This window comes from Fluviicoccus keumensis (genome assembly GCF_004217445.1).
Taxonomy (GTDB): domain Bacteria; phylum Pseudomonadota; class Gammaproteobacteria; order Pseudomonadales; family Moraxellaceae; genus Fluviicoccus; species Fluviicoccus keumensis.
The window spans coordinates 1-20,488 of record NZ_SHKX01000004.1 but is presented as its reverse complement, the minus strand read 5'-3'; the positions used below and the strand labels follow the sequence as shown (position 1 = coordinate 20,488).

The window sequence follows — 20,488 nt, the reverse complement described above, 5'->3', positions numbered from 1 at the left end:
GTTGGGTGTGTGTTTGGCGACTTACACCTTACCATTTGAGGCCAGCCTTTTTACATTGTAAAACAGTTACTTAGTCCTTAAGTAAGTGCCATTCGTGTCTGACCCCTTTTTGCGGTCCAAATAGGCTGAGATACTATGTGCCTGCCTGAACAGGTTCAACCTGGCACGGGCAGGCTGACCTCATAATTTTGATTGAATTTAAGGAGTGTGACATGGGTGAATCGCTGGTTCGTGTCTGGGATGCCGCCGTGCATGGTGTGGTCAGTGGCCCATTCACCAATATGGTGCATCAATCGTGGGAGTTGTCGGAAGTCTCCTGTCAGCCCAGTCGCAAGTTGCTGTCCTTTGGCAAGAAGATGGCGGCCAAGGCCGCCAAGAACCCTGAACTCTTTGGGGCATACGAGACCCTGGAAGAGGAATTCATCCGTCAGAACTGCGCGGCGGGATCGCTGGACCTGCCGCCCGAAAGCTGGGAGGAGGTGCTGGAGTTCGTGGTTGAAACGGCGGACAAGTGCGGTGTGGCGGTCTGTATTGAGGACCGCTGGTTCGGTTTTGTACCCGGCACCGGGGTGGTGCCTGAGCAGTGGGCTGAGGACTGGCCGCAATTCAAGGCGGACTTGCGCAAGAAGGCGCTGTTGAATGCGGGCGAGCCTACCACGGTGACGAAGTTCTGGAAGCTGTGGTTGTCTGAGTTCACTGACTTGTTTGCTAGACATGGCTATCTACCTGATGAAGACCCCAAGTTTCATGTAATTAAACAGGATGCGACATACCAGGGTTTTGTCTGGACGCGGAAGATAGGGGAAATCCAGATATCTTTCAGAATATACATGTTTAAAGAGCTTGGTAAATTTGAGCTATTGCCCGAGCTTTACATTTTCCATCCTGAGATATCGAGAGTATATTATAAGTTCTTCCAGAAGCGGGTTTCTCCCGATGATGCTTTCAAAGTTGGATATTATGGGCTTCCATTGATTTTTGGAGACGACATGGAGGTAATTGCCGGGATGAAGGGGTGGCCACCTTCCCAGCAGGCTGGTGAGGTGATCAGGATCCTTGATGAAAAGATTCTGCCCCCTGTGAACGCGTTGGACAACCTGATTACACTGGATGAATTTTTCAATAATGGTGTCACTGCGTCAAGTCGTTCAATCTCGGAAACAAAATCTGTTGCGCTCTGCGCTATTCTGGCACGGCTGGTTGGGCGGCCTGACTTTGAGGCGGTCATTGACAGGCTGGATAAAAATAAAAGGGAAGTTGGTGCATTCTGGCTGGGTGATCTTAGGTTTAACGATTTTGCGGCGTATCTCCGCAATGAAGTCAAGCCGATCGTATAATTATCAACCCTTTAGTCTTGGCTGCTGTCATTCGCCGTGTGTACAGCAGTCAAGAGACCGGTCATTGCAATGGAACCACGTAAGCACATTATCCATATGAAATATCTGCTGGCTCGTCTGATGTTGACAGAGCCAGAAGAAACCTTTGCACTTTATCGCGAAGCTGATGGCGGAGTCTTCCTGTTACGATTATGGGAGCATGTTGCCAGTGATCTTCCCGAACTCGACCGTATCCCTGGCAAAGGACTCTCTATTTGGTATCGACCTGAAGGAGAAGAGTCCGAAGCGGTGGTATTGACCTTTCCGCCCCCCCAGGCGCGAAGTGAAGCGTGGTATTTGGGTGCCTTCCGTAACCCTGATGGCAATATCCGGATATTTTGTTTGGAACGGGGCATAGATCCATTAACACAGGAACCCTTGGCCATCCTCGCCGAGTTCCGACCGGATGGCCGCGCCAATTGGGGCCCCACCAACGAGCCCCGTCTGGATTATTTTGTAGAAGATGTGGATGCCATCATTCATGACCCGTCGGCCACTCCGATGGCGTTTACCGCCATTTCTATGATCTGATATGGAATCGAGGAGGGGGCTATTTCCCAGCCCTCCCCACAAACCCCAACGCCTCCAACCACTTCCTGTCCCGTTTCACCGTCTCCAACCGCTCCCTTCGGCCCTCCCGCTCCGACCTCCCCTGAGCATAGGCCACCAGCCAACGGAACAGCAGGCCGGATTCTACCCGGTTCGCCATTAATCTCCGCACCAGCAAACTCAACCACGGCGCAAAGCGCACAAAAACCTCATCCCGCCAGCATACCATCGCCTCCACCGACCCCGGATCACCCTGACGCGCCGACCGCCCGAATAACTGCCGGTCCACCCGCGCGCTTTCATGAAACTCCGTCAAAATCACATGCAGCCCCCCTTGGGCCTCCACTTCCTTGGCCAGCTTAATATCCGTGCCCCGGCCCGCCATGTTGGTGGCCACGGTAATGGCCCCCGGCTGACCCGCCAGCGCCACCGACTCCGCCTCGGTTTCATCCTGCCGCGCATTCAGCACCCGGTGGCTGATGCCCCGATCAGCCAGTAATTCCCCCAAGGTCTCCGACGCCGCCACCGACCGCGTGCCGATCAGCACCGAGCGCCCAGCGGCCGCCACTTGCGCCGCCCGGTCCGCCACCGCCTGCCAGCGTGCTTCCGGCGTAGCGTACACCTTGTCCGGCTGTCGCCGCCGCCGGCTGGGTTTGTGGGTGGGAATGCGCACCACCGACAGGTCATACACGCGCTTCAGCTCCGGCTCCACCTCCTTGGCCGTGCCGGTCATGCCCGCCAGCAGCAGGTAACGGCCAAAAAAACGCTGGTAGGTAATCTGCGCCAGCGTGCGGCGCTGCCCGGTAATCTCGCAGCCTTCCTTCGCTTCGATCATCTGGTGCAGGCCGCGTTCCCAGGTGCGGTCGGCCATCACCCGGCCGGTAAACTCGTCCACGATCTGTACTTTGTCTTGCGCCAGAATGTAGTGCTGGTCGCGGTGAAAGGAGTGCAGGGCGGACAGGGCTTTCTGCGCCAGTTCCTGCCGCTGAAATCCGACAGGATGCATACCTCAAACACACTGGTGATGAATCAGGATTAGCCCGCCCCGCATGCATACTCCAAAAAAGCCCGCGCCGCCGGACTCAATTTCCGGCCCTCCCGCATTACAAAACTGAACTCGCCCCGCAACGGAAATCCTTCCACATCCAGCACGCACAGGTTATCCCGCTCCGGGTCATCCCCCAAGGCATGGCGCGACAGCACGGCCACCCCCAGTCCACCCGCGACGGCATGCTTGATTGCCTCATTACTGCCCAGCGCCATGGCCACGCGCGGCCGGAAGTCCTCGCGGGCAAAATGCTCTTCCGCCAGCAATCGCCCGCCGGAGCCGCTTTCCCGCATCAGCCAGCGCTCTTCGGACAAGTCGGTCAGCCTGGCGCGCCGGCCCGCCAGCCGGTGATGCCGCGCCGCGATCACCACCAGCGGGGTGTCGCGGAAAGGTTCGGTGCGCAAGCGGGGATCGGGCGGGGGCATCATCATCACCGTCAGTTCATCCAGTCCCCGGTCCAGCCGGGTCAGGATGGTTTCGCGGTTTTCCACCGCCAATTGCACTTCGATTCCCGGATAGGTATCGCAGAACGGTCCCAGCAATTGCGGCAGCAGGTATTCCGCCGTGGTGACGGCGGCCAGTCGCAACGTGCCGCGACGCACCCCCCGGATCTCCGCCACCCGCGACTCAAAGCGCGACCACAAGGCGAATACCTCGTTGACCGTATCCTGCATTTCCAGCCCGGCCGGGGTCAGTTGCAGCCGTTTGCCGTGCTGTTCGAACAGCGGCAGGCCCACCTGGTCCGCCAGTTCGCGCAGCTGGATGGAAACCGTCGGCTGCGAGATGTGCAGTTCCTCGGCGGCGCGCGTGACGGAAAGCAGGCGGGCGGTGGCTTCAAAAGCCCGTAACTGCTGGGTGGTGGCGCGTAGCGTTGAAGGGCGGTCCATAGATCAAAGCCTATGACAATTATCGATAATGTATATTTTCATAAATGGATCAAAACGCCTAGACTACGCACATCGAAACCGGGGTCGCCGTTGGCGCACCCCCTCAACCTGCAGGTCCCTTCGATGGCTACCCTTTCGCAAAAACGACTGACCCATCTCAAGCAGCTGGAAGCCGAGTCGATCCATATCATCCGTGAAGTCGCCGCCGAGTTTGAAAACCCGGTGATGCTGTACTCCATCGGCAAGGATTCGGCGGTCATGCTGCATCTGGCGCTCAAGGCCTTCGCGCCCGGCACGCCGCCGTTTCCGCTGATGCATGTGGACACTACCTGGAAGTTTCAGGAGATGATCAAGTTCCGCAATTACATGGCGAAGAAACATAACTGGAACCTGATCGTCCACACCAATGAAGAAGGGGTGAAGGCGGGCATCAATCCTTTCACCGCCGGCAGCGCCAAGCATACCGACGTGATGAAGACGGAAGCCCTGAAGCAGGCGCTGAACAAGTACAAGTTCGACGCGGCCTTCGGCGGCGCGCGTCGCGACGAGGAAAAGTCCCGCGCCAAGGAGCGCGTGTATTCCTTCCGCGACCGCAACCATCGCTGGGACCCGAAAAACCAGCGTCCCGAGCTGTGGAATATCTACAACTCCAAGATCGACAAGGGTGAGAGCATTCGCGTCTTCCCGCTGTCGAACTGGACCGAGCTGGATATCTGGCAGTACATCTATCTCGAAAACATCGAAATCGTGCCGCTGTACTTCGCCGCCGAACGGCCGGTCATCGAGCGCGACGGCACGCTGATCATGATCGACGACGATCGCATCCTGCAGTACCTGAGCGATGAGGAAAAGGCGAAGATCCAGACCAAGAACGTGCGTTTCCGCACGCTGGGCTGCTATCCGCTGACCGGCGCGGTGGAATCGACCGCGCAGACGCTGCCGGAAATCATCCAGGAAATGCTGTTGACCAAGACTTCCGAACGCCAGGGCCGTGTGATTGACCACGACTCCGCCGGTTCCATGGAAAAGAAAAAGATGGAGGGGTACTTCTAATGTCTCACCAATCCGATCTGATCGCCTCCGATATCCTGGGCTATCTCAAGCAACACGAAAACAAGGATCTGCTGCGCTTCATCACCTGCGGCAACGTTGATGACGGCAAGTCCACCCTGATCGGCCGCATGCTGCACGACTCCAAGCTGATTTTTGAAGACCAGCTGGCCGCCATCAAGAAGGACTCGCAGAAGTACAACACCACCGACCAGGATATCGACCTGGCGCTGCTGGTGGACGGTTTGCAGGCCGAGCGCGAGCAGGGCATCACCATCGACGTGGCCTACCGCTATTTCTCCACCGAGAAGCGCAAGTTCATCATTGCCGACTGCCCGGGTCACGAGCAGTACACCCGCAACATGGCTACCGGCGCGTCCACCTGCAACCTGGCGGTGATCCTGATCGACGCGCGTCGCGGCGTGCAGACGCAGACCCGCCGTCACAGCTTCATCGTCAGCCTGCTGGGCATCCGCCACGTCATCGTCGCCATCAACAAGATGGATCTGGTCGACTTCAGCGAAGATGTCTTCAACCGCATCCGCGAGGAATACCGCGAGTTTGCCGCTGAGCTGAACATTCCGGATATCCATTTCGTGCCGGTTTCCGCCTTGCGCGGCGATAACGTCATTACCCGTTCCGCCGGCATGGGCTGGTACAGCGGCGAAACGTTGATGGAGTTGCTGGAAAGCGTGCAGGTTACCCATGACACGTCGTTGGACGCCTTCCGTCTGCCGGTGCAGTACGTGAACCGTCCGAACCTCGACTTCCGGGGCTTCTGCGGTACGGTGGCTTCGGGTGAAATCCGTCCGGGCGACGATATCGTGGCGCTGCCTTCCGGCAAGAAGGCGAAGGTGAAAACGGTGCTGGGCGCTTCCGGCGAAACGGAACTGGCCTTTACCGGTCAGGCCGTAACGCTGACGCTGGATCGTGAAATCGACGTTTCACGCGGCGACATGATCGTGCGCGCCGATGAAAGTGCGCCGAATGTCTCGACCGCCTTCGATGCCCATGTGGTGTGGATGAACGAGAATCCGCTGCAGCCGGGCAAGGAATACGCTTTCAAGCTGGCGGGCAAGGCCGTGTTCGGACGCGTGGAAAGCATTTTGCACCGTATCGACGTCAATTCGCTGTCCCACTCCGCCGCCGAGCAACTGGGCCTGAACGAAATCGGCTTATGCCGCATCGTGGTTAACGCTCCGGCCGTCTTTGACGCCTATCGTGATTGCCGCGGCACGGGCAGCCTGATCATCATCGACCGCATGAGCAATGCGACTGCCGGAGCCGGGATGATTACCGCGCCCGCGCATGGCGAGCAGGCCGTTGCCGAAGGAGATGAGCTGAGCCGTCTGCGCGCTTTTGAAACCGAGCTGAACGCATTGGTGCGCAAATATTTCCCGCATTGGGAAGCCAAGGATATCAGCCAGCTGCTCAAGTAAGCCGCCGGTTGAGATTCGCCAAGCCGCCGCTCCTGCCGGAGCGGCGGCTTTTTCATGGCTATTTTCCGCACACCACCTTGGCAATATCGGCGCTGGCGGTGTTGGGGAAAATGTCGATGTACTCCAGTTGATCGTCCGGGGTGGTGCGGCTGTGCACGGGTTTACCGGAAAGCGACTGCTTTTCCTCGCGGGTGGCCGAGGTGTTGCCCGCGCAGTCGTAAATGTCGGTCGTCTGGACCTCGTTATATTGCCGTCCCAGATCTTCGGTAATTTCCTTGTACTTGGCGCGAACGCTGACCTGCTTCACCGTCTTACCGGCCACTGTCAGTGACTTGATTGAATCGGTATCCACGGTCCAGGTATCGCCATCACGCGAGGCGGCGGGCGACCAGGTTTCCGCATGGGCCAATAGCGGCAGGGCGGCCAGCAGGGCCAGGGGCAGGATTCTCATGGTTATTATTCCTGTAGTCGGGAAGCAGGGGAAAGGTACAATTCCGATCATAGAACCATCCCTTTCCGGCTGAAAGTGACTTTTCAGTAAGGATTCGGTATCCAGCGCCCATCATGCGTAACCACCGCCAAAAGGAAGACCATGCCTGACATTTACGGATCTGATGCTTTCGCACCCAAGGAAATCGCCGCTCGGGTCGAGACGGTTGGCGTGGCCAAGGCCCGCCTGCCGTTGCTGAGCATGTTGATGCTGGGCATTCTGGCCGGGGCCTTCATCGGCTTGGGCACCATGGGCTTTGTCCTGGTGAAGTCTGACCCCTCGCTCGGCTTTGTGGCCGCGCAATTGCTGGGAGGGGCCGTATTTTCGGTCGGGCTGTTCCTGGTGCTGGTGGCCGGAGCCGAGCTTTTTACCGGGAACAATCTGCTGGTGATGGCGTGGGCGGACGGCAAGATCACGACCCGGGAGCTGATGCGGAACTGGCTGGTGGTCTGTACCGGCAACTTCATCGGCGCGGCGGGGTTGGCGCTGTTGGTATTCCTGTCCCATCACGCGGACCTGAATGGCGGCGCGATTGCTGCGCAATACCTGAAGATCGCGGTGGCCAAGGCGTCGCTGTCTCCGGCGGCGGCCTTCTTCCGGGGCGTGTTGTGTAATGTTCTGGTGTGCATGGCGGTCTGGATGGCGTTCGCCGGTCGCAGCGTGCTGGACAAACTGGCGGCGGTTTTCTTGCCGGTGACGTTGTTTGTGGCGGCCGGTTTCGAGCACAGCATCGCCAATATGTATCTCTTTCCCCTGGCTATGTTGTTGCAGTGGGCTGGTGAAGTTCCGCCCGAACCCGCGTTGACGGTCGGCGGTTTTCTGGGAAATCTGTTCCCTGTCATTCTGGGCAATTTGGTGGGGGGAAGTGTGCTGGTCGGGCTGGTTTACTATGTCATTTACGTTCGGCAGGCCAACAAATCCGGCAAATAATGGCCGGGCAGGGGCGGTAACCGCCATAAAAAATCCGGCCTTCAGCGCCGGATTTTTTATGTTCGTACAGCCCTCAGAACCGCCTCAGGCATTCAACGCTTCCATCACTTCATCGCTGAAGTTGGCGTTGCTGTAGACGTTTTGCACGTCATCCAGATCTTCCAGCATGTCGATCAGCTTCATCACTTTTTGCGCGGCTTCCACGTCGGTAATCTCGGCCTGGGTCGCGGCATGCATGGTGACTTCCGCGCTATCGGCTTTCAACCCGGCGGCGCTCAGGGCGTCTTCCACTGCCCCAAAGCTTTGCGGGGTAGTAATGACGACGACGCTGCCGTTCTCGCTGATCACGTCTTCCGCGCCGGCTTCCAGCGCCACTTCCATGATCTTGTCTTCATCACCGTTTTCAAAGGTGATTTCGCCGCGCTGGCTGAACATGTAGGCCACCGAGCCGTGCGTGCCCAGGTTGCCGCCGCACTTGCTGAAGGCGTGGCGCACATCGCTGACAGTGCGGTTGACGTTGTCGGTCATGGTTTCGACGATGACGGCGACGCCATTGACGCCATAGCCTTCGTAAGTGTTTTCCTGAACATTATCGTTATCGCCGCCGCCGGCGCCGCGCTGGATGGCGCGGTTGATGATGTCGCGGCTGAGGTTGGAGGTCAGCGCCTTGGCGACAATGGCGCGCAGGCGTGGATTATCCGCTTCGGACGGGCCTCCCAACCGGGATGCGACGGTGATTTCGCGAATGTACTTGGTGAAGATCTTGCCGCGCTTGGCGTCCTGACGGTCCTTGCGGTGCTTGATATTGGCCCATTTGGAATGACCGGCCATGACAGTCTCCTTTATGGTTATTGAGAGTTCCCTCTCCCCTTGTGGGAGAGGGTCAGGGAGAGGGGTGCTGTGGTCGTTGCCAAGCCAAAGGCATGTCTCGGCGACGTTCCGCACCCCCATCCCGGCCTTCCCCCACGGGTGGGGAAGGCGTTCTGGTCTTACGATTGCTGCGGCTGTTCCGCCGCCTTTTCACGCAGGCGAATACCCAGTTCACGCAGTTGCTTTTGCTCGACCGGCGCGGGAGCCTGGGTCATCAGGCATTCGGCGCTCTTGGTCTTGGGGAAGGCGATGACGTCGCGGATGGAAGTCGCGCCGGTCATCAGCATCACCAGACGGTCAAGGCCGAAGGCCAGGCCGCCGTGGGGAGGCGCGCCGTACTTCAGCGCGTCCAGCAGGAAGCTGAACTTCTCCTGGGCTTCCTCTTCACCAATGCCCAAGGCTTCAAATACGGCCTTTTGCATGTCGAGGTTATAGATACGCAGCGAACCGCCGCCGATTTCCGTACCGTTCAGCACCATGTCATAGGCGACCGAGGTGGCGGAGCCGGGGTTGGCCTTCAGGTCTTCGACGCTGCCGTGCGGCATGGTGAACGGGTGGTGGACAGAGGTCCATTTGCCGTCGTCGGTTTCCTCGAACATCGGGAAGTCGACCACCCACAGCGGCGCCCATTCGCAGGTCAGCAGGTTCAGGTCGTGACCCAGACGCACGCGCAGCGCGCCCAGGGCGTCGTTGACCACCTTGGCCTTGTCGGCGCCGAAGAAGATCAGGTCGCCGTTCTGCGCGCCGGTGCGGGTGATGATTTCCTGCAGCGCGGCATCGCTGATGTTCTTGATGATCGGGGACTGCAGGCCCGATTCCTTGCCGTCGACGCCGTTGTTGATCTTGCTGGTGTCGTTGACCTTGATGTAAGCCAGACCGCGCGCACCGTAGATGCCCACGAACTTGGTGTATTCGTCGATTTTGCCGCGCGACAGTTCATTGCCCTTGGGCACGCGCAGGGCGGCGACACGCCCCTTGGGATCGTTGGCCGGGCCGGCGAAGACCTTGAAATCCACGTCCTTCAGCAGGTCGGCCACGTCCACCAGCTCCAGCGGAATGCGCAGGTCGGGTTTGTCGGACGCATAGCGGCGCATGGCTTCGGCATAGGTCATGCGCGGGAACGGACCGAACTTGATGCCCATCAGCTCGTCAAACAGTTCGACGGCCATGCCCTCGGTCACGTTCATGATGTCTTCATCGGACATGAACGAAGTTTCGATATCGATCTGGGTGAATTCGGGCTGGCGGTCGGCGCGCAGGTCTTCGTCACGGAAGCACTTGGCGATCTGGTAGTAACGGTCGAAACCGGACACCATCAGCAGCTGCTTGAACAGTTGCGGCGACTGGGGCAGGGCGAAGAACGAACCGGGCTGGGTGCGGGACGGCACCAGGTAGTCGCGCGCGCCTTCAGGGGTGGCGCGGGTCAGCACCGGGGTTTCCACATCCAGGAAGCCGTGCTTGTCGAGATAGGTGCGGATCTTGCTGGTGACCTGCGAACGGAAGCGCATGCGCTGCAGCATTTCCGGACGACGCATGTCGAGGAAGCGGTACTTCAGGCGGATTTCCTCGCCGACGTTGACGAATTCGTCGTTCAGCGGGAAGGGCGGGGTTTCGGAGGTGGCGAGGATTTCGATTTCCTTGCCCAGTACTTCGATCTGGCCGCTGACCATATTGGCGTTTTCGGTGCCGGCATAACGGCGGCGCACGCGACCGGTGATCTTCAGCACGAACTCGCTGCGCGATTTGTCGGCCAGGGCGAAAGCTTCAGGGGTATCCGGATCGATCACGACCTGAACCAGACCGTCCCGGTCACGCATGTCGAGGAAAATCACACCGCCGTGATCGCGACGACGATGCACCCAGCCGCACAGGGTCACGGTCTGGTCAATTTGGGATTCGGTCAAGCTGCCGCAGTAATGCGTACGCATCATGATAGGTTCTGCCTACACGTTGTCATTGTTAATAAAAAGGGGACAATTATGCCTGAAACGGCGCGCGGTTTGAACGGCTGATGCATAGAAAAGGCCCGCCGGAGCGGGCCTGTTCCGTGGTGCGGGTGAGTCTCAGTGACCGCCGACGGCCTTGCGCCGGCTGTCGTGGGCATGATGGCCGTGGCGCAGGCGGTGGTGCGCGTCCGGATCATGCTTGAACATTTGCGGCAGCAGCGAGCCGATGATCATGCCCAAAGCGCTGGCCATCAGGCCCGCGCCTTGCGGCGTGAATACCTGCAAAGGCTGGATCAGCATGATCAGCCAGTCCAGCCCGCTGGGAAGCTTGTGGATTTCCGCCGGGGTCATGGTGGCCGAGAACGTCAATGCCAGCCACAGCGTGGTGCCCGCGAAGATGGCGAACAGCGCACCCTGATTGGTGGCGCGCTTCCAGTAAACCCCGCAGGCCAGCGGAATGAAAGCGCTGACCAAAGTTACCTGATAGGCGTTTTCCACCATCTTGAAAATGCTGGCGTCCGAATTGATGGCATACAGCGTCACCAGCACGGTAAACACCAGCGTGACCATCCGCATGGCGCGCAGCAGCTGCTTGTCGTTCATCGGGAACATTTCACGCAGGATGTTCTCGGTGAAGGTGACGGACGGCGCCAGCAGCGTGGCCGAGGCGCAGCTCTTGATGGCGCTCAGCAGCGCGCCGAAGAACAGTATCTGCGCAATCATCGGGGCATGGTTCAGCACCAGTGTCGGCAGGATCATTTGCGGATCGCCGCCTTCGGCTAGATTGGCTTCCACGATTTTTGGGTCGATCAGCGTGGCGGAATAGGCCAGGAACATCGGCACAAAGGCGAAAATGAAATACAGCGAACCGCCGAGGATGGAACCCCAAACCGCGATTTTTTCGGTTTTGGCGGACTGCACGCGCTGAAACACATCCTGTTGCGGCATGGAGCCGAACATCATGGTGCACCAGGCCGCGACAAAGGCCGCAATTTCGGGGAAGGTGGCCTTGGGCCAGAAGTCGAACTTGCCATGATCGACCGCATGCTGGACCACGGTGCCGACGCCTCCGGCCTGACCGGCCACTTCACCGCCGATCCACAGCATGCCCAGTACAATGATGATCATCTGGATGAAGTCCGTGATCGCCACCGCCCACATGCCGCCGAAGAAGGTATAGACCAGAATGGTGGCCGACCCGATCCACATGCCGGTGACAACGGATATGCTGCCCAGCGAGACAATGTTGAACACCAAGCCCAAGGCGCTGATTTGTGCGCCGACCCAGCCCAGATAGGACAGGACAATGGCAATGGTGGTCAGTACCTCCACGCCTCGGCCATAGCGACGCTTGTAGAAATCGCCGATGGTCAGCAGCTTCATGCGGTACAGCGGCGCGGCAAAAAAGATGCCCACCAGAATCAGGCACAGCGACGAACCGAAGGGGTCGGCAACCACGCCGTGCAGGTTTTCCTTGAGGAATGTGGCGGGAATGCCCAGTACGGTTTCCGAGCCGAACCAGGTGGCGAATACGGTAGCGGTAACCATGTAAAAGGGGAGTTGGCGGCCGGCAACGGCAAAATCACTGGTGTTCTTGACCCGGAGCGAGGCCCAGAGACCGATAGCAACCGAAATGACCCAATAGGCGACAACGAACCATAGCAGCATGGATGACCTCCCGTCTGTGTTGAATGCGGGTTAAACGGTGGAGTGTAATGAAGCGCCGTTGCTTCAGATTCGTGTTTGGTTGAACAAGACGGATTTTCATCTTCAATCCGGCGGATGGGAATAGCGAATCGCTGTCTTGCCCCAAAAAAAAGCCCGCTTGCGCGGGCTTTTCATCACACCGTAAGGTGTCAGCGATTAGCTGAACTGACCCATGGTGTTGGCAGTGCCACCGGCCTTCAGGGCGTTGTCACCGGAGAACATCTCCTTGTGATCATCGCCGATGTCGGAACCGGCCATCGCCTGGTGCTTCACGCAAGCGATACCCTGACGGATTTCCTTGCGTTGCACGCCGGCCACGTAGGCCAGCATGCCCAGCTCGCCGAAGTAGCCTTGAGCCAGCTCGTGAGTGGAAAGGGCGGCGGTGTGGTAGGTCGGCAGCGTGATCAGGTGATGGAACACACCGGCTTCACGGGCAGCATCGGCCTGGAAGGTACGGATCATTTCATCAGCGGCGTTGGCCAGTTCGGTACCGTCATACTTGGCGTCCATCAGCTTGGCGCGGTCGTAGGCGGACACATCCTTGCCTTCCTTGACGAAACGGTCATAGGCTTGCTGACGGAAGTTCAGGGTCCAGTTGAACGACGGGCTGTTGTTGTAAACCAGCTTGGCGTTCGGAATCACGGCCTTCACGCGGTTGACCATGTGGGCGATTTCCGCGACATTCGGGGTCGGGGTTTCGATCCACAGCATGTCAGCGCCGTTCTGCAGCGAAGTGACGCAGTCCAGGACCACGCGGTCGATCTGGGTGCCTTCACGGAACTGGTACAGGCCGGAAGCCAGACGGGTCGGGCGGTGCAGCTTGCCGTTGCGCTTGATCAGCACTTCGTCTTCCTGAGCTTCGGAAATGTCGATTTCCTTGGTGTCCAGGTAGCTGATGTACTGGGAAGCGATGTCGCCGGCCTTCTTCACAACCGGGATCTTCTGGGTCAGGTCGGCGCCTTCGGAGTCGGTACGGGCGACGATCACGCCTTCGTCAATGCCGAGTTCCAGGAAGGCCAGACGCACGGCGTTGATCTTCGACAGGAAGTCTTCGTGCGGCACGGTGACCTTGCCGGCCTGGTGACCGCACTGCTTGGCGTCGGAGACCTGGTTTTCGATCTGGATGGCGCAGGCGCCGGCTTCGATCATCTTCTTGGTCAGCAGGTAGGTGGCTTCTTCATTACCGAAACCGGCGTCGATGTCGGCAATGATGGGCACAACATGCGACTGGAAGCCGTTGATCTTGGCTTCAACTTCGGCAGCCTTGGCCTTGTCGCCGGCATCTTCGGCCTTTTGCAGCGCGCGGAACAGGTCGTTCAGTTCGCGGGCATCAGCTTGGCGCAGGAATGTGTAGATTTCTTCGATCAGGGCCGGAACCGAGGTCTTTTCATGCATGGACTGGTCGGGCAGCGGGCCGAAATCGGAACGCAGGGCGGCAACCATCCAGCCGGACAGGTAGATGTACTTCTTGTCGGTGGTGCCGAAGTACTTCTTGTTCGCAATCATCTTCTGCTGGGCGATGAAACCGTGCCAGCAACCCAGGGACTGGGTGTACTTGCTGCTGTCAGCATCGTATTCAGCCATGTCCTTGCGCATGATGGCGGCGGTGTACTTGGCGATGTCCAGACCGGTGCGGAAGCGGTTCTGCACGATCATGCGGGCCGCATCTTCCGGGTGAATGGCACCCCAGGTGCCGCCGAGCTTGGCCTTGACGGCGCGGACGTGTTCGAGTGCAGAGGCGTACGTAGTCATGACGTTTTCCTGTTGCTGGTGGGTTGATGCCGAGACGGCCTTTGCGATTCAGACAAAAGTCGTATCAACGAGAATGTGGCGAAGTCTAAAGTTTGTGGCATAATTTCGCTAATTTATCATCTTGATCTTCGGTATTTATTTCATGAATCTTGAACGCGTCGATCTTAATTTGCTGACGTATCTTGATGTTTTGCTTAGGGAAAAAAATGTCACCCGCGCGGCGGAGCAGCTGGGCGTCACCCAGCCGGCGATGTCGAACATCCTGCGCCGCCTGCGCACGCTGTTCAACGATCCGCTGCTGATCCGCTCCAGCGAAGGCATGACGCCGACCGAGCGGGCGCTGGAATTGCAGCCCAGCATCCGCGAGGTTTTGTCCGACCTGAGCCAGATCCTGGAGCCGCGCACCGAGTTCCGGCCGCTCAGCAGCAACCGGGTGTTCCGCATCATGGCGTCCGACTATGCCGAGGCGACGCTGATTCCGGCGCTGGTCAAGGCGATGCGCTCGGAAGCGCCGAACGTGGTGCTGGACTTCCTGACGCCTTCCGATGTCAGCTATCGCGACATGGAGCAGGGCAAGGTCGACATGGCCATCAACCGCTTCAACGAAATCCCGCAGTCCTTCCATCAGGTGCTGGTGTGGCAGGACAGCTTTTCCTGCCTGCTGCACCGCGACAGCGACATGATTGACCACTTCAACCTGAAGTCGTACCTGGAAGCGCAGCACATCTGGGTCAGCAAGACCGGCATGGGCGTGGGCTTCGGCGTCAACCCGGAGAAATCCGGCGGCTTGGGCTGGATTGACCAGGCGCTGGCGCGCATCGGCAAGAAGCGCAAGATCAGCATCTTCACCCGGCATTACCAGATGCCCGCCTTGCTGGCTGCCAACGCCGACCTGATCGCCACCTTGCCGACACGGGTGGCGCGGCTGCAGGCGCAAAACCTGCGGCTGGTGATCAAGGAGCCGCCATTCTATATACCTGAGTTCGAGTTGAAAATGGCGTGGTGCCCGCTGCTGCACCATCACCCGGCGCACCGCTGGCTGCGGCAACTGATCCTGTTTGTCGCCCGGCAGCTTATAGAGGAAGAGCGGCGGCAAGAGGATAAGGCCATTATTCACAGCCACATGTCCGCGCGTTACGAAGACTGAACGAAACCGGCCCGTGAAATGGCATCCGGGCCGGTTTTTCGGTACACTATTGCCCTTCCGATTTTTCCCCCGCTCACTTCAATCAGGTGAACTTCCATGACGACCGAACGTATCCAGCGCGGTAACCTGGCCATTGCCAAGGAACTGTATGATTTCATTGTCAACCAGGCCATTCCCGGTTCCGGTGTTGACGTCGACGCTTACTGGAGCGCTTTCGAACAGGTCGTGACCGAACTGACCCCGAAGAACAAGGCGCTGCTGGCGAAGCGTGATGACCTGCAGGCCAAGATTGACGCCTGGCATCGCGCCAACCCGTCCTTCCCGCGCGCCGAATACAAGGTGTTCCTGCAGGAGATCGGCTATCTGGTGCCGGAAGGCCCTGACTTCCAGATCACCACGGAAAACGTGGATGAAGAATTGGCCCAATTGGCCGGTCCGCAGCTGGTGGTGCCGGTGCGCAACGCCCGTTACGCCCTGAATGCCGCCAACGCCCGCTGGGGCTCGCTGTACGACGCCCTGTACGGCTTCGACGTGATTGATGAAGCCGACGGTGCCGAAAAGGGCAAGGGCTACAACCCGAAGCGCGGCGCCAAGGTCATCGCCTTCGGCCGCAAGTTCCTGAACGAGACCTTCCCGCTGGCTTCCGGCTCGCACGTGGACTCCACCCGCTATGCCGTGGAAAACGGCCAGCTGGCCGTGACCCTGAAGGACGGCTCCAAGGTCGGCCTGAAGAACGCCGCCCAGTTCGTCGGCTTCCTGGGTGACGCCGCTGCCCCGACCGGCGTGCTGCTGAAGAACAACGGCCTGCACGTGGAAATCCAGGTCGACGCCAGCCATCAGGTCGGCAAGGACGATGCCGCCGGTGTGAAGGACCTGCTGGTCGAAGCCGCCGTGACCACCATCCAGGATCTGGAAGACTCCGTGGCTGCCGTGGACGCCGAAGAAAAGGTGGAAGGCTACACCAACTGGCTGGGCCTGATGACCGGCACGCTGGAAGAGTCCTTCGAGAAGGGCGGCAAGATGCTGACCCGCCGCATGAACGCCGACCGCACCTACAAGAACCCGCAAGGCGGCGAGTTCACGCTGCACGGTCGCTCGATGATGCTGCTGCGCAACGTTGGCCACCTGATGACCAACCCGGCCATCCTGGTCAATGGCGAGGAAGTGTTCGAAGGCATCATGGATGCCCTGGTCACCGCCCTGATCAGCCAGCGCGCCCGCACCGACAAGGCCGGTGTAAAGCTGGTCAACTCCCGCGCCGGTTCCACCTACATCGTGAAGCCGAAAATGCACGGTCCGGAAGAAGTGGCCTTCGCCGTCGAGCTGTTTGCCGCCGCTGAAAAGGCTGTCGGCCTGCCGAAGAACACCCTCAAGGTCGGCATCATGGACGAAGAGCGTCGCACCTCCGTCAACCTGAAGGAATGCATCCGCGCCGCGTCCGAACGCACCATCTTCATCAACACCGGCTTCATGGACCGCACCGGCGATGAAATCCATACCTCGATGGAAGCCGGTCCCGTGGTTCGCAAGGACGACGTGAAGAAGCAGGCCTGGATTGCCGCCTATGAGCGCCGCAACGTCTCCATCGGTCTGGCCTGCGGCCTGCAAGGCAAGGCGCAGATCGGCAAGGGCATGTGGCCGAAGCCGGACGAAATGAAGGAAATGCTGGCCACCAAGGCGGCCCACCCGAATGCAGGCGCGACCTGCGCCTGGGTGCCGAGCCCGACCGGCGCCGCGCTGCACGCGCTGCACTACCATCAGGTGAACGTGAAGGCCCGTCAGGACGAACTGAAGTCGGTTCCCGGCGATGCCGTGGACACCATCCTCAACCCGCCGCTGGCCGCCGAGACCAACTGGTCCGACGCCGAGAAGCTGGCCGAGCTGGAAAATAACTGCCAGGGCATCCTGGGTTATGTGGTGCGTTGGGTGGATCTGGGTGTGGGTTGCTCCAAGGTGCCCGACATCAACAACGTGGGTCTGATGGAAGACCGCGCCACGCTGCGTATTTCCAGCCAGCACATCGCCAACTGGCTGCGCCACGGCGTGGTTTCCAAGGAATTGGTGATGGACGTGCTGAAGCGCATGGCCGTGATTGTCGACCAGCAGAACGCCGGTGACGCCGCCTACACCCCGATGGCTCCCGGTTACGACGGCATCGCCTTCAAGGCCGCCTGTGATCTGGTGTTCTTGGGTACGGTTCAGCCGTCCGGTTACACCGAGCCGCTGCTGCATGCCGCACGCCTGCAGTTGAAGGCAAAGCGTGGCTAAGCCCCGGTCCTCCGTGGCGACACGGTGCTGATCCGGCAGGGGACACTTTGGTGTCCCCTTTCTTTTTTAGGGGGAAGTTTGTATGGCCGAGTTCGTCGCCCTGGATTTCGAAACCGCCGATTATGGCGCCGACAGCGCCTGCGCCATTGCCCTGGTGCGCGTGCGCAATGACACCATCATCAAGCGGACTTACAGCCTGATCCGGCCGCCCCGGTCCTATTTCCGCTTCACTCACATCCACGGCCTGCGCTGGTCGGATGTGGCGGATCAACCGACTTTTGCCGAACTGTGGCCGTCGATTGTGGACGAGTTTGCTGATGTGGATTTTGTCGCGGCGCACAACGCTTCCTTCGATAAGGGCGTGCTGGCCGCCTGTTGCGCGGCCGCCGGTTTGGACATGCCGGAGGTGCGTTTTGAATGCACGGTGAAACTGGCGAAGAAAACCTGGGGGCTGAAACGGGCGAACCTGGCGGCGGTGTCCGAGTTCCTGAACATTCCGCTGGTGCACCACCAGGCCTTGTCGGACGCGGAAGCCTGCGCCCGCATCGTGATTGCCGCGAACCAGGCCGGAGCCTGATCCGCTAACGTTCCCTCAAGCCAGCTTGCTGAAATCCGGCTTGCGCTTCTGCATGAAGGCGCTGACCGCTTCCTTCACTTCCGGGCCCTTCAAGGCCGCCGAAAAATGCTCCAGTTCCACCGCCAGCGACTCGTGCATGCCGCGCTGGCTGAAACGGCGCATCAGCATCTTGGTGGTGAGCAAGGCCTGCGGCGCTTGCTGCGCCAGCCGCAAGGCCTGTTGCCGGGCGCGGGACTCCACCTCGGCGGGGGGCAGCACTTCATTCACCAGCCCCAGTTCATGCGCGGTCTGCGCGCTGAAAGCCTCGCCCAGCATTAGCAGTTCGGCAGCACGCACATGACCCATGATGCGCGGCAGCACATAGCTGGCGGTGAACTCCGGGCAGAGGCCCAGACTCACGAACGGCATCTGCAAGCGCGCGGTTTCACCGACATAGACCAGATCGCAATGCAGCAGCAGCGTGGTGCCGATGCCCACCGCCGCGCCATTCACCGCCGCCACCACCGGCTTCGGGAAACCGGACAGCGCCGCCATGAAACGCCCGACCGGCGCTTCGGCCAGATTGCCGGGGATTTGCAGGAAGTCCTGCAGGTCGTTGCCCGCCGTGAAGGTGTCCGGGGTGCCGGTCAGCAGCACCACACGCACCTCCGGGTTTTCCGCCGCCGCCAGCAGCGCCTCGGCCAGTTCGCCGTACATGGCCTGGGTCAGGGCGTTGCGCTTGTCGGGGCGGTTGATGCGCAGTGTCAGGATATGGTCGCTCAGCTCGGTCAGCAGGGTGGGGGCGGTCATGGCGAAGGGCTCCTGAAGGCAGGCTAAAAGGGAACCCAAGTATAGGGATTCCGGAGATACTGAACAGCTGTATAGATTGACCGGCGGGTCAGCCGATATCGATTTCGCCGCGCAGATAGGTCACCGCCGTCCCGGCCAGCAGCACGCGGTCGCCGCGAAGTTCGCAGGACAGTTCGCCGCCGCGCCTTGAAACCTGCCGGGCGTGCAGCCGGGTCTTGCCCAATCGTTCCGACCAGTAAGGCATCAACTGGCAATGCGCCGAACCGGTTACCGGGTCTTCGGCAATCCCGTAATTGGGGGCGAAGAAGCGGCTGACGAAGTCGACGTTGTCGCCGGGAGCGGTAATGCACACTCCGCGACGGTCGAGACGGCGCAATTGCCCGGCATCGGGCGTGATGGCGTGGATTTCCGCCTCGCTGCTGAACACGGCGATGTAGTCGGCGGCGGCGAGCACGGCGAGCGGTGTCTTTCCCAGACCGTCCAGCAAAGCCTGCGGGGCGGGGCAGGCAACCGGTGTCTGGGCGGGAAAGTCCATGACCAATTGCGGGCCGTCGCGCTGCACGGTAAGCAGGCCGCTGCGGGTATGGAAGCGCAGGGTGGTTTCCGGTCTGTCGAGATGGTGGAAGATGATATGGGCGGCAGCCAGCGTGGCGTGGCCGCACAGATCGACCTCGGCGACCGGGGTGAACCAGCGCAGGTGATAGCCGTCTGCCGTTTCCACGAAGAAGGCGGTTTCCGAGAGGTTGTTTTCTTCGGCGATGGCTTGCAGCACGGTGTCCGGCAGCCAGTGTGGCAGCGGGCAGACGGCGGCGGGGTTGCCTTCGAAGGCGCGGGCGGCGAAGGCGTCGACCTGATAGAGCGGCAGTTTCATGGCGGGGTTCCTGATCCGTGACCGTCAAGGCTAGGCGACTTCGGCCCCGGCTTCCAGCAGCAATTCCCGCAGGATGCTGCGGTGGCAGTGGTTTTCATCCTCGCAGTAGCAGCCGACGGAGAAGTTGGCGGTGCGTGACAGCGTGGCCAGCATGGCGAGGGTGTGACGGTTTTCGGGGGTTTGCATTTCGCGGCGGTATTGCTTGCTGAAAGCCTGCCATTGCGCCGGGGTTTCGGCGGTCTGGCCGAGCTTCAGGGTGTCGGGGCTGGGGGCCAGGTTGGGGTACCAGACGTCGTACCAGTTGCCGCTGGCGAATTCGGTTTTGAGCACGCCGCGCGGCGGGCGGCGGACGGTGCCGAGGCGGGGGCCTTCGTCGGGGTGCCGGGGGGTGCCGAGGCGGAGGATGCGGATGGTCATGGGGGCGGCTCCGGGGTGTGGGCTGGGGGATATCGTGAGCGGTTTTTGGGGGGATGTCATCAGGGTTCGGGGGTTGGTTTTTGGGGGCGAGCGGGGTAGGATCGGGGGGCTGGAATTAAGGGGTGAATTTGTCGGACTTTCTTGACGCTGACTTGATAAGTCTTTTTCTTTCAGTGTGTTGCAATGGATGCGCCGGAATTTAACACCAAGGGTGGGAATTAAGGCGTCGAATTTGGTGTAGATATCAAAGTTAGAAAACAAGGTGTCCAATGCTCCCTATAAGCCGAATGGCACTTACTTAAGGACTAAGTAACTGTTTTACAATGTAAAAAGGCTGGCCTCAAATGGTAAGGTGTAAGTCGCCAAACACACACC

At 59.9% G+C, this 20,488-nt stretch carries 18 protein-coding genes; 8 read left to right on the top strand and 10 right to left on the bottom strand.

Annotated features, from left to right (window positions below):
* Positions 1-212 precede the first annotated feature (212 nt).
* Both EV700_RS00860 and EV700_RS00855 read left to right on the top strand, forming a co-directional pair.
* Positions 213-1,337 carry a hypothetical protein gene (locus EV700_RS00860; RefSeq protein ID WP_130410479.1) on the top strand — a complete coding sequence of 375 codons (1,125 nt, stop codon included), beginning with the start codon at positions 213-215 and terminating at the stop codon, positions 1,335-1,337.
* A 96-nt stretch (positions 1,338-1,433) separates the two neighbouring features.
* Positions 1,434-1,907 carry a hypothetical protein gene (locus EV700_RS00855; protein ID WP_130410478.1) on the top strand — a complete coding sequence of 158 codons (474 nt, stop codon included), beginning with the start codon at positions 1,434-1,436 and terminating at the stop codon, positions 1,905-1,907.
* 19 nt (positions 1,908-1,926) lie between these two features.
* Here EV700_RS00855 and EV700_RS00850 read toward each other — a convergent pair whose 3' ends face one another.
* Both EV700_RS00850 and EV700_RS00845 read right to left on the bottom strand, forming a co-directional pair.
* A complete protein-coding gene (locus tag EV700_RS00850) occupies positions 1,927-2,931 on the bottom strand; it encodes a preprotein translocase subunit SecA (protein ID WP_130410477.1) in 1,005 nt (334 codons plus the stop codon).
* A 29-nt stretch (positions 2,932-2,960) separates the two neighbouring features.
* Positions 2,961-3,860: a LysR substrate-binding domain-containing protein gene (locus EV700_RS00845; protein ID WP_130410476.1), complete on the bottom strand. Its 900-nt coding sequence runs from the start codon at positions 3,858-3,860 to the stop codon at positions 2,961-2,963.
* Between the two features lie 123 nt (positions 3,861-3,983).
* On the opposite strand from EV700_RS00845, the gene cysD reads away from it, so the two are divergent.
* Positions 3,984-4,913 (top strand): sulfate adenylyltransferase subunit CysD, encoded by a 930-nt coding sequence (gene cysD, locus EV700_RS00840; RefSeq protein WP_130410475.1) that lies wholly within the window; start codon positions 3,984-3,986, stop codon positions 4,911-4,913.
* Entirely contained in the window at positions 4,913-6,349 is a 1,437-nt protein-coding gene (cysN, locus tag EV700_RS00835) for a sulfate adenylyltransferase subunit CysN (RefSeq protein ID WP_130410474.1), read from the top strand. Before cysD ends, cysN begins: the two co-directional genes overlap by 1 nt.
* Before the next feature lie 58 nt (positions 6,350-6,407).
* On the opposite strand, the gene EV700_RS00830 is transcribed toward cysN, so the two are convergent.
* Complete coding sequence (locus EV700_RS00830) at positions 6,408-6,800, bottom strand: surface-adhesin E family protein (RefSeq protein ID WP_130410473.1); 393 nt, start codon at positions 6,798-6,800, stop codon at positions 6,408-6,410.
* A gap of 141 nt (positions 6,801-6,941) precedes the next feature.
* On the opposite strand from EV700_RS00830, the gene EV700_RS00825 reads away from it, so the two are divergent.
* A complete protein-coding gene (locus tag EV700_RS00825) occupies positions 6,942-7,769 on the top strand; it encodes a formate/nitrite transporter family protein (protein ID WP_130410472.1) in 828 nt (275 codons plus the stop codon).
* Between the two features lie 84 nt (positions 7,770-7,853).
* Here the strand turns inward: EV700_RS00825 and EV700_RS00820 are convergent, their stop codons facing one another.
* The 4 genes from EV700_RS00820 to EV700_RS00805 form a co-directional block, all read right to left on the bottom strand.
* Positions 7,854-8,600 carry a YebC/PmpR family DNA-binding transcriptional regulator gene (locus tag EV700_RS00820; RefSeq protein ID WP_130410471.1) on the bottom strand — a complete coding sequence of 249 codons (747 nt, stop codon included), beginning with the start codon at positions 8,598-8,600 and terminating at the stop codon, positions 7,854-7,856.
* Positions 8,601-8,758: 158 nt separating this feature from the next.
* Positions 8,759-10,570 (bottom strand): aspartate--tRNA ligase, encoded by a 1,812-nt coding sequence (aspS, locus tag EV700_RS00815; RefSeq protein WP_130410470.1) that lies wholly within the window; start codon positions 10,568-10,570, stop codon positions 8,759-8,761.
* Positions 10,571-10,702: 132 nt separating this feature from the next.
* Positions 10,703-12,253 (bottom strand): high affinity choline transporter 1, encoded by a 1,551-nt coding sequence (locus EV700_RS00810; protein WP_130410469.1) that lies wholly within the window; start codon positions 12,251-12,253, stop codon positions 10,703-10,705.
* A gap of 195 nt (positions 12,254-12,448) precedes the next feature.
* On the bottom strand, positions 12,449-14,044 hold the full coding sequence (locus EV700_RS00805) for an isocitrate lyase (RefSeq protein ID WP_130410468.1): 1,596 nt from the start codon (positions 14,042-14,044) through the stop codon (positions 12,449-12,451).
* Between the two features lie 142 nt (positions 14,045-14,186).
* Between EV700_RS00805 and EV700_RS00800 the strand changes: the two genes are divergently transcribed.
* From EV700_RS00800 to EV700_RS00790, 3 genes are all read left to right on the top strand, one after another.
* A complete protein-coding gene (locus EV700_RS00800; RefSeq protein WP_130410467.1) occupies positions 14,187-15,191 on the top strand; it encodes a LysR family transcriptional regulator in 1,005 nt (334 codons plus the stop codon).
* Positions 15,192-15,287: 96 nt separating this feature from the next.
* Positions 15,288-17,459 (top strand): malate synthase G, encoded by a 2,172-nt coding sequence (locus EV700_RS00795; protein ID WP_130410466.1) that lies wholly within the window; start codon positions 15,288-15,290, stop codon positions 17,457-17,459.
* A gap of 82 nt (positions 17,460-17,541) precedes the next feature.
* Complete coding sequence (locus EV700_RS00790) at positions 17,542-18,036, top strand: 3'-5' exonuclease (RefSeq protein ID WP_130410465.1); 495 nt, start codon at positions 17,542-17,544, stop codon at positions 18,034-18,036.
* Between the two features lie 15 nt (positions 18,037-18,051).
* On the opposite strand, the gene EV700_RS00785 is transcribed toward EV700_RS00790, so the two are convergent.
* From EV700_RS00785 to EV700_RS00775, 3 genes are all read right to left on the bottom strand, one after another.
* A complete protein-coding gene (locus tag EV700_RS00785) occupies positions 18,052-18,825 on the bottom strand; it encodes an enoyl-CoA hydratase (protein WP_130410464.1) in 774 nt (257 codons plus the stop codon).
* Positions 18,826-18,913: 88 nt separating this feature from the next.
* Positions 18,914-19,696 (bottom strand): PhzF family phenazine biosynthesis protein, encoded by a 783-nt coding sequence (locus EV700_RS00780; RefSeq protein ID WP_130410463.1) that lies wholly within the window; start codon positions 19,694-19,696, stop codon positions 18,914-18,916.
* Between the two features lie 30 nt (positions 19,697-19,726).
* Positions 19,727-20,113: a DUF488 domain-containing protein gene (locus EV700_RS00775; protein WP_130410462.1), complete on the bottom strand. Its 387-nt coding sequence runs from the start codon at positions 20,111-20,113 to the stop codon at positions 19,727-19,729.
* Positions 20,114-20,488: the final 375 nt, after the last annotated feature.

Coding starts and splice junctions, on each gene's coding strand:
- EV700_RS00775 (WP_130410462.1), bottom strand. CDS start 20,113: ATGACCATCCGCATCCTCCGCCTCGGCACCCCCCGGCACCCCGACGAA.
- EV700_RS00830 (WP_130410473.1), bottom strand. CDS start 6,800: ATGAGAATCCTGCCCCTGGCCCTGCTGGCCGCCCTGCCGCTATTGGCC.
- EV700_RS00805 (WP_130410468.1), bottom strand. CDS start 14,044: ATGACTACGTACGCCTCTGCACTCGAACACGTCCGCGCCGTCAAGGCC.
- EV700_RS00800 (WP_130410467.1), top strand. CDS start 14,187: ATGAATCTTGAACGCGTCGATCTTAATTTGCTGACGTATCTTGATGTT.
- EV700_RS00860 (WP_130410479.1), top strand. CDS start 213: ATGGGTGAATCGCTGGTTCGTGTCTGGGATGCCGCCGTGCATGGTGTG.
- EV700_RS00790 (WP_130410465.1), top strand. CDS start 17,542: ATGGCCGAGTTCGTCGCCCTGGATTTCGAAACCGCCGATTATGGCGCC.
- EV700_RS00780 (WP_130410463.1), bottom strand. CDS start 19,696: ATGAAACTGCCGCTCTATCAGGTCGACGCCTTCGCCGCCCGCGCCTTC.
- cysD (WP_130410475.1), top strand. CDS start 3,984: ATGGCTACCCTTTCGCAAAAACGACTGACCCATCTCAAGCAGCTGGAA.
- EV700_RS00810 (WP_130410469.1), bottom strand. CDS start 12,253: ATGCTGCTATGGTTCGTTGTCGCCTATTGGGTCATTTCGGTTGCTATC.
- EV700_RS00785 (WP_130410464.1), bottom strand. CDS start 18,825: ATGACCGCCCCCACCCTGCTGACCGAGCTGAGCGACCATATCCTGACA.
- EV700_RS00850 (WP_130410477.1), bottom strand. CDS start 2,931: ATGCATCCTGTCGGATTTCAGCGGCAGGAACTGGCGCAGAAAGCCCTG.
- EV700_RS00855 (WP_130410478.1), top strand. CDS start 1,434: ATGAAATATCTGCTGGCTCGTCTGATGTTGACAGAGCCAGAAGAAACC.
- EV700_RS00820 (WP_130410471.1), bottom strand. CDS start 8,600: ATGGCCGGTCATTCCAAATGGGCCAATATCAAGCACCGCAAGGACCGT.
- aspS (WP_130410470.1), bottom strand. CDS start 10,570: ATGATGCGTACGCATTACTGCGGCAGCTTGACCGAATCCCAAATTGAC.
- EV700_RS00845 (WP_130410476.1), bottom strand. CDS start 3,860: ATGGACCGCCCTTCAACGCTACGCGCCACCACCCAGCAGTTACGGGCT.
- cysN (WP_130410474.1), top strand. CDS start 4,913: ATGTCTCACCAATCCGATCTGATCGCCTCCGATATCCTGGGCTATCTC.
- EV700_RS00795 (WP_130410466.1), top strand. CDS start 15,288: ATGACGACCGAACGTATCCAGCGCGGTAACCTGGCCATTGCCAAGGAA.
- EV700_RS00825 (WP_130410472.1), top strand. CDS start 6,942: ATGCCTGACATTTACGGATCTGATGCTTTCGCACCCAAGGAAATCGCC.